At 47.0% G+C, this 12,691-nt stretch carries 13 protein-coding genes, 1 tRNA gene and 1 riboswitch; of the genes, 2 read left to right on the forward strand and 12 right to left on the reverse strand.

Annotated elements, in window-relative coordinates:
• Nucleotides 1-11: 11 nt before the first annotated feature.
• Nucleotides 12-96, forward strand: a tRNA-Tyr gene (locus tag CSW98_RS14180).
• Nucleotides 97-333: 237 nt separating this feature from the next.
• Here the strand turns inward: CSW98_RS14180 and oppF are convergent.
• The 10 genes from oppF to moaA all read right to left on the reverse strand — a co-directional run bounded on the left by oppF (nt 334) and on the right by moaA (nt 9,308).
• Nucleotides 334-1,323 carry a murein tripeptide/oligopeptide ABC transporter ATP binding protein OppF gene (oppF, locus tag CSW98_RS14185; protein ID WP_269799025.1) on the reverse strand — a complete coding sequence of 330 codons (990 nt, stop codon included), beginning with the start codon at nt 1,321-1,323 and terminating at the stop codon, nt 334-336.
• On the reverse strand, nt 1,320-2,291 hold the full coding sequence (locus tag CSW98_RS14190) for an ABC transporter ATP-binding protein (protein WP_198517344.1): 972 nt from the start codon (nt 2,289-2,291) through the stop codon (nt 1,320-1,322). Before CSW98_RS14190 ends, oppF begins: the two co-directional genes overlap by 4 nt.
• Before the next feature lie 57 nt (nt 2,292-2,348).
• Nucleotides 2,349-3,251, reverse strand: coding sequence for an oligopeptide ABC transporter permease OppC (oppC, locus tag CSW98_RS14195; protein ID WP_100801139.1), 903 nt, complete (start codon nt 3,249-3,251; stop codon nt 2,349-2,351).
• 15 nt (nt 3,252-3,266) lie between these two features.
• The gene (gene oppB / locus CSW98_RS14200) at nt 3,267-4,187 is read right to left on the reverse strand and encodes an oligopeptide ABC transporter permease OppB (RefSeq protein WP_100801140.1); all 921 of its coding nucleotides are present in this window, start codon (nt 4,185-4,187) and stop codon (nt 3,267-3,269) included.
• Nucleotides 4,188-4,405: 218 nt separating this feature from the next.
• Entirely contained in the window at nt 4,406-6,091 is a 1,686-nt protein-coding gene (locus tag CSW98_RS14205) for an ABC transporter substrate-binding protein (protein ID WP_100801141.1), read from the reverse strand.
• 482 nt (nt 6,092-6,573) lie between these two features.
• Nucleotides 6,574-7,032 (reverse strand): molybdopterin synthase catalytic subunit MoaE, encoded by a 459-nt coding sequence (gene moaE / locus CSW98_RS14210; protein WP_100801142.1) that lies wholly within the window; start codon nt 7,030-7,032, stop codon nt 6,574-6,576.
• Between the two features lies 1 nt (nt 7,033).
• Nucleotides 7,034-7,279, reverse strand: a complete 246-nt coding sequence (moaD, locus tag CSW98_RS14215; protein ID WP_100801143.1) for a molybdopterin synthase sulfur carrier subunit — start codon at nt 7,277-7,279, stop codon at nt 7,034-7,036.
• The gene (gene moaC / locus CSW98_RS14220; protein WP_100801144.1) at nt 7,276-7,755 is read right to left on the reverse strand and encodes a cyclic pyranopterin monophosphate synthase MoaC; all 480 of its coding nucleotides are present in this window, start codon (nt 7,753-7,755) and stop codon (nt 7,276-7,278) included. The genes moaD and moaC overlap by 4 nt, the downstream gene beginning before the upstream one ends.
• A gap of 5 nt (nt 7,756-7,760) precedes the next feature.
• Nucleotides 7,761-8,273, reverse strand: a complete 513-nt coding sequence (gene moaB / locus CSW98_RS14225; protein ID WP_100801145.1) for a molybdenum cofactor biosynthesis protein B — start codon at nt 8,271-8,273, stop codon at nt 7,761-7,763.
• A 45-nt stretch (nt 8,274-8,318) separates the two neighbouring features.
• Nucleotides 8,319-9,308, reverse strand: coding sequence for a GTP 3',8-cyclase MoaA (gene moaA, locus CSW98_RS14230; RefSeq protein WP_100801304.1), 990 nt, complete (start codon nt 9,306-9,308; stop codon nt 8,319-8,321).
• A riboswitch (molybdenum cofactor riboswitch) is annotated at nt 9,297-9,453 on the reverse strand. (Overlaps the previous gene by 12 nt.)
• A gap of 194 nt (nt 9,454-9,647) precedes the next feature.
• Here moaA and CSW98_RS14235 point away from each other — a divergent pair.
• Nucleotides 9,648-10,550 carry a YvcK family protein gene (locus CSW98_RS14235; protein ID WP_100801146.1) on the forward strand — a complete coding sequence of 301 codons (903 nt, stop codon included), beginning with the start codon at nt 9,648-9,650 and terminating at the stop codon, nt 10,548-10,550.
• Between the two features lie 23 nt (nt 10,551-10,573).
• Here the strand turns inward: CSW98_RS14235 and CSW98_RS14240 are convergent, their stop codons facing one another.
• On the reverse strand, nt 10,574-10,924 hold the full coding sequence (locus CSW98_RS14240; protein ID WP_100801147.1) for an Hpt domain-containing protein: 351 nt from the start codon (nt 10,922-10,924) through the stop codon (nt 10,574-10,576).
• Between the two features lie 13 nt (nt 10,925-10,937).
• Nucleotides 10,938-12,365, reverse strand: coding sequence for a quorum-sensing sigma-54 dependent transcriptional regulator LuxO (luxO, locus tag CSW98_RS14245; RefSeq protein ID WP_443083667.1), 1,428 nt, complete (start codon nt 12,363-12,365; stop codon nt 10,938-10,940).
• Nucleotides 12,366-12,691: the final 326 nt, after the last annotated feature.

The following is a 12,691-nucleotide window of genomic DNA, read 5'->3' on the forward strand; positions in this document are numbered from 1 at the left end:
TCGATACCCCTGGAGGGGTTCCCGAGTGGCCAAAGGGAGCAGACTGTAAATCTGCCGGCTCCGCCTTCGATGGTTCGAATCCGTCCCCCTCCACCATTTTTTTTCTTTTATCTGTTGTCTATCTTTTCATTATTTTCTGCCACTGTTTAATTCAGTAATGTTTTTTCTATATCTCTATCATTAAGATCAGAGATATTTTCCATTTAACATTTTCTCTTTCGCTCTCTTACTTCAGTCTCCGACAAGACCTGTACTCACAAAAAAGCGCCCGTTCTGACCAGCAGAAAGGACGCTGTAATACCTCATAAATCCGGCTTATTCAGCTTATTCAGCTTATTCAACCATAAGACAAGAGACTGAGTGTTTATCACTGCCTTTAATCTGAGGTTTTTGCTGCGCACAGATCTCTTTAGCCATAGGACAGCGAGTGCGGAATACACAACCTGACGGAGGATTGATCGGCGAAGGCAGATCCCCTTCCAGCATCTGGATCTGTTTATTGCGTTCGATTTCCGGATCCGGAATAGGCACAGCAGACATCAGAGCACGGGTATAAGGATGCTGAGGATTCGCAAACAGTTCATTCGCTTCACCCAGTTCCACTGCATTGCCAAGATACATCACCAGTACACGGTCTGAAATATGCTTCACCACCGACAGATCATGAGCAATAAATACCAGACTCAACCCCAGCTCTTTCTGCAATTCTTTCAGCAAGTTTACGACCTGAGCCTGAATGGACACATCCAGAGCAGAAACTGGTTCATCACAGATAATCATTTTCGGTTTCAGGATCAAAGCACGGGCAATACCGATACGCTGGCACTGGCCGCCTGAAAATTCATGCGGATAGCGGTTAATCACGTTAGGCAGCAGCCCAACCTTAGCCATCATCTCTTTGACCCTGTCTTTCACTTCTGTCTTAGACAAGTCCGGATAAAATGTCTGTAGCGGTTCGGCAATAATGTCTCCAACCGTCATACGCGGATTCAGTGATGCCAGAGGGTCCTGAAAAATCATCTGGATTTCTTTACGGGTTTCCCGGCGCTGCGCCTCTTTCATCTTAGTCAGATCCTGACCAAGCCAGACAACATCACCTTCTGTCGCTTCCACCAGGCCGATAATGGCCCGGGCAAACGTAGATTTACCACAACCGGATTCTCCGACCACGCCCAGTGTTTCGCCTTCATACAGACGTACGTTAACTCCGTCTACCGCTTTCAGTGCGGAAGGCTTCGACCATGGCCAGGCAGATTTCGATGCGATACTGAAATGAACCTTCAGGTCTTTCACATCCAGCAATAGTTTCTTATCGGCACTCATTTGTTCCAGCTCTCCCAGTCAGAAAAACACGCTCGCTGACGGCCATCAGCAAATGGTTTGAGGATCGGAGCTTCACGCTTACAACGCTCCATCACTCTATGACAACGTTCCTGATAAGGACAGCCCGGTGGCAGATGCAGCAGGTTTGGCGGATTTCCCGGAATAGTCGGCAGCACATCACCTTCCGTATCCAGACGAGGGATCGCTTTCAGCAGGCCTTCTGCGTAAGGATGGCTGGGATGGTAGAAAATATCGTTCACACTACCATATTCCATGGTACGACCTGCGTACATAACCAGCACCTTGTCACAAGAACCGGCAACGACACCCAGATCATGGGTGATCATGATGATGGCCGTATTGAACTCTTTTTTCAGTTCATTCAGCAAATCCATGATCTGCGCCTGAACCGTCACATCCAAAGCCGTCGTCGGTTCATCAGCAATCAGCAGCTTAGGGCGACACAGCAGTGCCATCGCAATCATCACCCGCTGGCGCATACCGCCGGAAAACTCATGCGGATACATGGTAATACGCTTCCGTGCTTCCGGAATTTTTACTGCTTCCAGCATACGTACCGATTCTTCAAAAGCTTCTGACTTACTCATACCTTTGTGAAGCATCAGTACCTCCATCAGTTGGTCGCTGACTTTCAGATACGGATTTAAGGAAGTCATCGGGTCCTGAAAGATCATGGCAATCTGTTCAGAACGCACCTTATTCAGCTCTTTTTCCGACAGATTAAGGATTTCGCGCCCTTCAAACTTAGCACTGCCCTTGATAATACCGTTCTTCGCCAGAAGACCCATAATAGCGAATACCGTCTGGGACTTACCCGAGCCAGATTCACCTACGATACCCAGTGTTTCCCCCTGATTCAGGGAAAAATTCAGATCATTAACTGCAGTGACAATACCGTCCTGAGTAGTAAACTCGACACGCAGATCTTTGACATCTAATAAACTCATCATTCTTTCCAATGTAATATTCTTATTTTACACAGTATGTAATTATGAATTACTGCGTTAACGGTCTTTCGGATCCAGCGCATCGCGCAAACCATCACCCACATAGTTAAAACAGAACAGGGTGATGACCATAAACAATGCAGGGAAAGCCAGTTGCCAGATAGCCAGCTCCATTGTCTGAGCCCCTTCCTGTAGCAACGCCCCCCAACTGGTCATCGGCTCCTGAACACCCAGTCCGAGGAAAGATAAGAATGATTCGGTTAAAATCATGCTGGGAATAAGCAGTGTTGAATATACCGCTACAATACCCAGTACATTCGGTACGATATGCCGGGTAATGATCTTCCAGCGGCTAACACCACAGACATGTGCCGCTTCGATAAACTCTTTACTGCGCAGACTCAGAGTCTGTCCCCGAACAATACGAGCCATATCCAGCCAGGCGATCGCCCCGATAGCCACAAAAATCAGAATAATATTACGGCCGAACAGGGTTACCAGCACAATAACCAGAAACATAAACGGCACGGAATACAGAATTTCCAGCAAGCGCATCATCACGCGGTCGGTCCGGCCACCGATAAACCCGGATGTCGCACCATACAAAGTACCGATAACTACAGCGACCAGAGCGCCCAGTACGCCAACCATCAGAGAGATACGTCCCCCTATCAGGGTTCGCACATACAAATCACGCCCCAGTGCATCCGTGCCAAACAGATGGGATGCGGAAGGAGCCTGATGCAGTGCATACCAGTCGGTACTGTCATAGGCGTACTCTGCCAGCATCGGCAGGAAGATCACGGCCAGCACCATCAGAGACAGGATGACCAGACTGACCATGGCTGCTCTGTTACGCATAAAACGGATGCGAGCATCCTGCCAGAGGCTGCGGCCTGCGATATCCAGATTTTCGGAGAACTTCTCAACCGCTTCAATATTGTCTTTTTTCGTCAACATAATCACCGTCCCCAATTAATAACGAATTTTCGGGTCAATATAAGCCAGTAAAATATCAACGATGGCGTTGAACAGAATGAAGAGGAAACCAATCAGAATGGTCACTCCCATTACCAGCGAATAGTCACGGTTAAATGCAGCGTTTACGAACAGCTTACCGATACCCGGTAAGCCAAAAATGGTTTCAACCACCACGGAGCCAGTGATAATACCAACAAATGCCGGTCCCATATAAGACACCACAGGCAACATAGCCGGTTTCAGAGCATGCTTAAAGATGATGTAGCCGAAACCCAGACCTTTAGCCCGCGCAGTACGGATAAAATTGCTGTTCAGCGTCTCAATCATGCTGCCTCGGGTGATCCGGGCAAACGTAGCGACGTACAGCATAGACATAGCGATAACTGGCAGGAACATATATTTGAAGGAACCGTCCATCCATCCCCCGGCTTCAAACCAGCCAAGGTTGATGGCAAACAGATAGATCAGAACCGGAGCTAACACAAATGAGGGCAGCACGACCCCAAGCATCGAAGTGGACATAATGGCATAATCTATCCAGGTATTCTGTTTCAGGGCCGCAATGGTACCGACACCTACCCCCATGATTACCGTAAAGATAAATGCCGCGCAGCCTACTTTAGCAGAGACAGGCAATGCACCGGCGATCAGTTCGTTTACCGTAAAATCTTTATATTTAAAAGAAGGACCAAAATCCCCGTGAAGTATATTGGTCAGATACGTGGTGTACTGCTCAAATACAGGCTTATCCAGTCCATATTTAGCATTGATATTTGCCATCACTTCCGGAGGCAGAGGACGTTCGCTGGAAAACGGATTCCCGGGAGCGAATCGCATCAGAAAGAAAGAGATTGTGATCAGTACCAACATGGTTGGTATAGCCTCAAATACCCTTTTCGCAATGAATTTAAGCATAATAACTTCTTATTCAGTTTATGACGTAGTTGCTCACTATCACACCTGCCGTATTGAGCTTATCTGTGAGCACTTTCTCAGCCATCTCTGGCGCAAAAATATTCACACATACACTGGTTAACAAAGCAGACATTCAGTGTGTTCATTAAATTTAAACGTTAAAGAGCACTGCATGCGTTTCCACATGCAGTGTCATTACTTATTGTTTTTATTCTGTTTTACTCAGCCTTGATGTACAGGTCTTTGGAGAAGACCTTCTCTTCGGCGTTGTTAGACGGGAAGCCGCCGACACGCGGGTTCAGCAGACGAGCCTTAACATACTGATAAACGGGTGCAATTGGCATATCCCTGGCCAGCAGCTTTTCGGCTTCCGCATACAACTGGGCTCGCTCTTCTTCACTGGTTGTGTTCAGAGCTTTATCCATCACTGCATCATACTCATCGTTGTAGTATTTGGCATCATTTGAACTATTGTTAGACTGCATCAGTGACAGGAAGCTGGAGGCTTCGTTATAGTCGCCACACCAGCCCGCACGGGTTACGTCAAAGTTACCCTGACGACGGGTATCTAGGAAGGTTTTCCACTCCTGATTTTCCAGCACAGCTTCAGCACCCAGAGTGGTCTTCCACATAGAAGCAACCGCAACGGCCAGCTTCTTATGGTTTTCAGAGGTGTTATACAGCAGAGTAAATTTCAGCGGATGGTTTTCATCAAAACCAGCTTCCGCCATTAGGCGTTTTGCTTCTGCATTACGCTCTTCCTGAGTCATTTTACCGTAGGCCGGCATTTCCGGATTAAAATTAGCCGTAATTTCCGGCGTCAGGAAATAAGCGGGTTTCTGACCCTGACCCAATAGTGCTTTAGTGATCACATCACGGTCAATGGCATAAGACAGAGCCTTACGCACGCGAACATCGTCAAATGGTGCTTTCTTGTTATTAAAACCGTAGTAGTAAGAACACAGGTTACCCACGATTGACAGTGATTCAGGGTGCTCTTTTTGCAGACGCTTGAAATGCTCGTTAGGCAGTTCATAGGTAAAATCAATTTCACCGGACAGGAAGCGGTTCATTTCTGAAACCTGATTTTCGATCGGCAGGAAGGTGACTTTGGTCAGCTTAGTGTTGGCTTTATCCCAGTAATATGGGTTCTGTTTCAGTTCGATACGCTCGTTCACGACCCAGTTGTCGACAACAAATGCACCGTTACCGACAAAGTGTTCCGGCTTCGTCCATTCGTCACCATATTGCTCAACAACAGCTTTATTCACCGGTTTCATGGTTGTGTGACCAGCCATTTTCACAAAGTAAGGTACCGGAGATTCCAGCTTAACTTCCAGAGTGGTGTCATCCAGCGCTTTTACACCCAGAGTTTCTTTATCTTTCTTGCCCGCAATGATATCCGCAGCATTTTCCATCGTAGTCATTTCAAAATACCAGGAATACGGAGAAGCGGTTGCCGGGTCGACAGCACGCTTAAAGCTGAATTCGAAATCCTGAGCGGTGACCGGTTCACCATTAGACCATTTAGCATCTTTACGCAGATGGAAGATAAACGTGCGGTTATCCGTTGTTTCCCAGCTTTCTGCCACGCCCGGAATCGTATTACCATCGGCATCCTGATTCACCAGACCTTCCAGCAGATCCCGAATCACATGTGACTCCGGAACCCCTTCCGTTTTGTGCGGATCGATGGACGCCACTTCGGCACCGTTACCACGCACCAGCTCCTGAACTTCTGCATATTTGATTTCACCAGCAGCAGGAACTGCCTGAGTTTCTTCTTTCTTTGGTTTTGGTTCTGGTGCTGTTTGTGCCTGTTTAGGTTCATCACCACACCCGGAAAGGGCAAGAGAAAGCCCGGCGCTCAGAAGAAGAGCCCGGGTAATATTATTTTTATCCATATGTATTACACTCCAGATTTTGTACTTTGCATCCATGACTGCATAACTATTTTTATCTTTAGTTCAGGGCAATCTCACCTGAACAACCCCTATCGAACGGCTCGAACAGCAGGGCATCCCGATAATTTAGAATAAAATACCGACTAAATCATCTTTTGCTCATAAAGAGCTAAGCAGACAAAGTACCAACCATTAGTGCAATTTGCCACAAAAACATGGTAACAAAAGTATTATTATTTGGCTTTCATCATGCGGACAAAATAAAACCCTGAAAAATCATTCATGTTACTGATAGTCGTACATAGAAAAAACATCACTTCACCGTGATAAAGATCACGCTGGATATGTAATCAAAAGAAAGTGCATGAATATTTTTTGAGACGAATCAAAAAACACCGTCTGAATTTGTGCAAAAAATCAGCAGATAAATAACAGAAATCAGAGACAAGTGGGGTTTTTACAGAAATTGACGCCACCGGACATTATTCATATTGCCACCTTTTCGCTGCCTGATGATCCGATGCTCTGGACTCAATCCAACGACTATTTTCTGCTATTGATTCTTTTTTCCAGAATGGTGCTCTGGTTTTAAGAAAGTCCATAATAAATTCACAAGCCGAAAATGAGTCACTTCGGTGGGCACTGGTGACCCCGACAAATACGATCTGTTCACCGGCCAAAATCTCTCCCACCCGGTGAATAACTCTGATATCACACACTGACCACCGATCTGCCGCCTGCTCACAAATCTCAGTCAATACTTTTTCGGTCATCCCCGGATAATGCTCCAGATGCAGGCTCTGTACATCGTCGCCCAGATTCATATCCCGAACTTTACCGGTAAACGTTACCACGGCTCCGGCCTGACTGCCCGCCGCCAACTGTTCATATTCAGAGCCGACGGAAAAATCCGCCGCAGAAACCAGAATACTGATGGCCATCCTATCCCCCTGTCACCGGCGGAAAGAATGCCACTTCATCCCCATCAGTCAGGGCATGCTGCAAAGAAACCAGCATCTGATTCACTGCTACCAGCAGTTTTCCATTCTCCAGCGCCAGAGACCACTTATCGCCCCGGGAAGTTAATGCCATTCTTAACGCTTCCACATTCGGATATTCGGCTTCCAGCACCAGAGTATCCATTCCAACCAACTCTCTGGTCTGGGCAAAAAACAACACCTTAATCATTGTTCCACCTTAAAATGTCCGGACTTTCCGCCGCTTTTCTCCAGCAGGCGAACCGGCCCGATCACTATGTCCTTTTGTACCGCTTTACACATATCGTAGATGGTCAGAGCCGCAACAGAAACCGCCGTTAATGCTTCCATTTCCACACCGGTCTTTCCGGATAGCTTGCAGACAGACTCAATACGCACCCGGCTGTCGCATTCAATAGCCTCCAGTTTTATCTCAACCTTAGACAGCATCAGCGGATGACATAACGGGATCAGTTCCCATGTACGTTTGGCTGCCTGAATACCGGCAATCCGGGCTGTTGCAAAAACATCCCCTTTATGATGGCTGCCGGACAGGATTAACTGCAGGGTTTCCGCATTCATCACCACATACGCCTCTGCCCGGGCCTCTCTGACCGTATCGTTTTTCTCCGATACATCCACCATATTGGCCTCACCGGATGTATTGATATGGGTAAATTCACTCATCAGATTCAGACCTTAAGGTGTGGCATAAAATTACACGGGCCATGGCTGGCATCCAGTTGCTGACGAATAATCTTCGTCCATGCTGTTTTACAGGCACCGGTAGAGCCCGGAACCGCAAAAATAACGGTATGATTGGCCATCCCCGCAAAAGCACGGGACTGAATCGTTGACGTACCGATTTCTGCATAAGAAAGTGTCCGGAACAGTTCACCAAACCCTTCAATCTGCTTATCAAACAGAGGTATTAAGGCTTCCGGGGTATTATCCCGGCTGGTAAACCCTGTTCCTCCAGTGATGAGTACCGCCTGAATATGCTCATCCGCAATCCATTGGGAGATCACGGCCCGGAGCTGGTACACATCATCTATCACTATCTTTTTATCTGCCAGTTTATGTCCCGCTTCCTCTAGCTGTTCGACAAAATACCGGCCAGAAGTATCATTCGCTTCCGTACGTGAATCCGATACAGTTAATACTGCAATATTGGCGGGAGTAAATTCATCCGTAGCATGCCCCATAGTTCACCTTCTGAAGTATGTTGTTTTTATGTTTGAATATAACGATTAACCGCCGATAGAGGCCAGATGAGGTGTCATTCCTGTATTGCCTTCATGCAGAGAGTGAGCTTCTGCCTTTTCAGTCAGTCCGTTACGGATACGTTCAATAAGCAGAGTCTGCTGTTCATCCTGCTGTAACAGTTCCCTGAGTTCTATCCCCTTCTCTCCGAACAGGCATAAGTGCAGCTTACCCAGAGCTGAAACTCTGAGCCGATTACAGCCCCGGCAGAAATCCCGCTCATAAGGCATAATCAGCCCCACAGAGCCGCAATAATCCGGATGAACAAACACCTGAGCCGGCCCATCCGTCAGTCCTCTGACTTCAGGCAGCCACCCATCTTGCAGCAGTTGCGTCCGGATAGCTGTCCCCGGGAGATGATGACGCTGAAACAGCGTATCCATCTCTCCGGTTTGCATCAGTTCAATAAAACGCAGTTGGATAGGGCGCTGTTTCACCCAGTTGAGAAAAACCGGTAATTCCCGGCTGTTGATGTCTTTCATCAACACGACATTCACCTTGATTTGCCGGAAACCGGCTTCCAAAGCCCGTTCAATTCCCATCATTACGTCACTGAAACGATTTTGTCCGGTAATCTGCTGAAACATACGCGGGTCAAGGCTGTCAACACTCACATTAATATCCGTCAGACCAGCGGAACGCCATGTGCTTACATGCTCAGCCATTCGGTAACCATTTGTCGTAACCGCCACTTTTTCAACACCACAGGTTGAAGCCAGTGTATGAATAATATTGGTAAAATCCTTTCTCAGGGTCGGCTCCCCTCCGGTAATCCGCACTTTACGCGTGCCGCATGCAGCAAAAGCACACACCACTCGTCGTATCTCCGGCAGAGATAAAAAAGAAGAGTTCTTCCGCCCGGACGGACGATAGCCGTCAGGCAAACAGTAGGTACATTGAAAGTTACAGGCATCTGTAACCGAGAGCCGCAAATAATAAAACTTGCGTCTGAATTTGTCTTCGAATTGTTCCGCCACGTCACACCTTTCCAAACACGGGAGGCTCACCCATTTCTAAGTAAACCCTTAGGAATTGTTTGCTTATTCATCAGCAACAACACCACGGCCTGACAGGCATATCCAGAAGACTTAGCACCAATCAGGCTCGGAGCGATGGCAACTGCTGTAAAAATCAGCAGTTACGTCTCTGCGTAATTAACACGCTTTAACATAAAAATAATGAAAAAAAATACCAGATGCCAGATCTTACTGATAAAAACGTTGCCTCTGACCCAAAATACTTATTAATAGGTAGGTATTCCGGCTGTTTTATTCTATTTTGCAGCAGAAAATCACTCACGTTACCCAAAGGCCGATATGTCGCAGTCAGAAAACATCTATACCAGTAAAAAAATTGTAGCCATCGGCGGCGGGCATGGCTTGGGCCGAATGCTTGCCGCACTGAAAGATTTCGGCAGTAATGCGACCGGTATTGTTACCACTACCGACAATGGAGGCTCCACCGGGCGTATCCGTCACTGTCAGGGCGGCATTGCCTGGGGCGATACCCGTAACTGCATTAATCAGCTCATTACCGAGCCGTCGATCAGTTCCATGATGTTTGAATACCGGTTCAAAGGCACCGGAGAACTTAACGGACACAATCTGGGCAATCTGATGCTGACGGCACTGGATAACCTTTCGGTACGGCCTCTGGATGCCATTAATCTGATCCGGGATATGCTCAGAGTAAACGTCAATATCCTGCCTATGTCTGAGCATCCTTCGGATCTGAAAGCTCTGTCAACCAGCGGTGAATGGGTACATGGGGAAACCAGTGTGGATGAGATGACTCAGGATCTGCAGCGTCTGGATCTGGAACCGGAGGTTCCGGCAACCGATGAAGCGATTACGGCGATAGAAGAAGCTGACTGCATAATTCTGGGACCCGGTAGTTTTCTGACCAGTATCATGCCGCCCCTGTTGCTGTCTGAACTGGGAAATGCGATCTGCCACAACCGGCAGGCTCTGGTTATCTTCGTAGAAAACCTTTCTCCCGAATACGGTCCGGCTTCACGCATGAGCCTGAAACAGAAACTGGAGTGGTGTGAACGAGCTTGTCGCGGACGCAAAATTGATATGTTGCTGACCCCCGATGAACACCCGGAACTGGCCGAACACTGGTATTGTGTCGCTGATAATCTAGCGTCTCCCAACCGAGACTGGCGTCACGACCGGGATAAACTACACAAAGCGATCATCCGCTTATTAACACGGTGACTAAATAACCCAGACTTTCATTTTCAGGTCAGATGGCCAGCTGAGAGCTGATTATACTCGCGAATAGTATTTTCCAGACAGGAAAGAATCGATTCGCGATTTTTACTGGTATTGATCTTTTCCCCCGCTTTTACCCGGGCATCAAAACTGACTGCCATTTCACACAAAGTATCCGCTCCAAAACTGGCGGCACTACTTTTTAGTGCATGGCTTATTTCACTCAGAGGACACTCTAACTCTTCCGGATCACCTGATAATACTTGTTGATAACCACTGAGTTCATCAAGAAATATGCTAAGCAAAACAGGTAAATTTTCCTCACCGACTTCATGGCATAAATCGACGATTTTTGTTGAGTTTAAATAAGCAGTCACTGCAAATCCTTACTTACGGGTTCTCATTCCAGGCCTGTATTTTGCGATAAATCGTTGACGGGCTGACGCCAAGGGCATGGGCAGCCTTAGGGATGTTGCCTTCGCAGGCACCAATTGCCAGTTCGATTGCTCGCTTCTCCGTCACCCATAATGGTTGTATTTCTTCAGGTAACAGACTATCTGCTGTTAAAACAGAGTCAGCTTTCGCACTTGCAATTTTTGTGCTCACTTCTGATTTATCTATCAATTGATTCAGCGGTGGCGGTAACATCTCCAGAGTTATTTCCTTACCGTGGTTCAGTACTACCGCATTACGCAAAACATTTTGCAGCTGTCTGACGTTACCCGGCCATTCGTAAGCAATAAACCTGTCGACAACTTCCTGAGAAAAACGGGCAAACTGTTTGCCCTCCTCAACCGACATATACCCAAGCAATGAATAGGCTATCTCCACCACATCTTCTCCCCGCTCCCGCAGGGGGGGCAGATGCAGAGGGATAACATACAACCGATAGTAAAGGTCTTCCCGGAAACGGCCTTCCTGTACTTCTTTCCACGGATCCCGGTTCGTTGCACAGACAAAGCGCACATCCACACTTTTCATCCGGGATGAACCTACCTTCTGAAACGTTCCTGTTTGTATAAAGCGCAGTAGTTTGGTCTGCAAATCCAGATCCATCTCACACAGCTCATCCAGAAACAGGGTTCCTCCGTCAGCCAGTTCAGCCGCCCCCTGCCTTTCTGCCGCCGCACCGGTAAAAGCCCCTTTAACATGTCCGAATAATTCACTTTCAATCAGATCCTTGGGAATAGCAGCGCAGTTGATGGCAATAAAAGGTTTGTCCCCTCTTTTGCTGGCCGCATGAATCGCCTCTGCACAGACTTCCTTACCGGTTCCGCTTTCTCCAGTAATAAAGATGCTGGCTTTACTGGCAGCAGCGGAGTCAATGGTTTTGTAAACCGATTGCATTGTCTGGCTGCTGCCAATAAATCCCTGATATTGATTATGCTCAGGAGAATCTCCTGACGCTGTTTCGGCTTTTAATTTTCCGGCCTTACGAATAGCATTGTTAACCGTTACCCTCAGCCGGTCTGCTTCACAGGGTTTGATAAGGAAGTCCTGAGCACCAAGACGCATGGCTTCAACGGCAGTATCGATAGAGCCGTGTGCCGTCATAAAGATCACCGGTACTTCAGGATTGGTTTCCTTAACGGAATGAAGTACGTCCATCCCTGTCATATCCGGCAACCGGAGATCCAGAAGAATCAGATCCGGCACCTGCTTACCCACGCTTTCTATCGCCTCTTTTCCACTACCGACAATTGATATCTGTAAACCTAACGGCATCAGAAATGAACGGTACAAAGCCGCGACTGAAGCGGTATCCTCCACCATAAGTAAATGTTTCATTTTAGGTATTTCAACCCGAGAACTGTACATTTAATAATCACCCAAAATTTGCATTTTAACAATAATTGCATCATGCATTGCATTTTGCAAATTATTCATACTGAGACAGAAAGAAAAGTGGTACTACCGGAGGATCTTCTGATCATGCCAGGGAATGATATTTGATGAATTGCTAATGGAACTTATTTTCTAAAAAGCTCAATTTTTAAAATAACCCCACTTTTAGTACCTAATTTATCTACATTTTTATTATTAAGCAGATTTATTAATAATATTGGCACGCTCTGTGCTATATATTAAATGACCCTAACGGGTCACCTAGCCAACTGACGTTGTTAGTGGAAAATATCCACAGA

Source organism: Vibrio sp. HA2012, from assembly GCF_002812955.1.
In the GTDB taxonomy this organism is placed as follows: domain Bacteria; phylum Pseudomonadota; class Gammaproteobacteria; order Enterobacterales; family Vibrionaceae; genus Vibrio.

Excerpts from the sequence above, each read along its gene's own strand:
- oppF (WP_269799025.1), bottom strand. The coding sequence starts at position 1,323 with ATGAGTGCCGATAAGAAACTATTGCTGGATGTGAAAGACCTGAAGGTT.
- CSW98_RS14190 (WP_198517344.1), bottom strand. The coding sequence starts at position 2,291 with ATGAGTTTATTAGATGTCAAAGATCTGCGTGTCGAGTTTACTACTCAG.
- oppC (WP_100801139.1), bottom strand. The coding sequence starts at position 3,251 with ATGTTGACGAAAAAAGACAATATTGAAGCGGTTGAGAAGTTCTCCGAA.
- oppB (WP_100801140.1), bottom strand. The coding sequence starts at position 4,187 with ATGCTTAAATTCATTGCGAAAAGGGTATTTGAGGCTATACCAACCATG.
- CSW98_RS14205 (WP_100801141.1), bottom strand. The coding sequence starts at position 6,091 with ATGGATAAAAATAATATTACCCGGGCTCTTCTTCTGAGCGCCGGGCTT.
- moaE (WP_100801142.1), bottom strand. The coding sequence starts at position 7,032 with ATGGCCATCAGTATTCTGGTTTCTGCGGCGGATTTTTCCGTCGGCTCT.
- moaD (WP_100801143.1), bottom strand. The coding sequence starts at position 7,279 with ATGATTAAGGTGTTGTTTTTTGCCCAGACCAGAGAGTTGGTTGGAATG.
- moaC (WP_100801144.1), bottom strand. The coding sequence starts at position 7,755 with ATGAGTGAATTTACCCATATCAATACATCCGGTGAGGCCAATATGGTG.
- moaB (WP_100801145.1), bottom strand. The coding sequence starts at position 8,273 with ATGGGGCATGCTACGGATGAATTTACTCCCGCCAATATTGCAGTATTA.
- CSW98_RS14235 (WP_100801146.1), top strand. The coding sequence starts at position 9,648 with ATGTCGCAGTCAGAAAACATCTATACCAGTAAAAAAATTGTAGCCATC.
- luxO (WP_443083667.1), bottom strand. The coding sequence starts at position 12,365 with ATGTACAGTTCTCGGGTTGAAATACCTAAAATGAAACATTTACTTATG.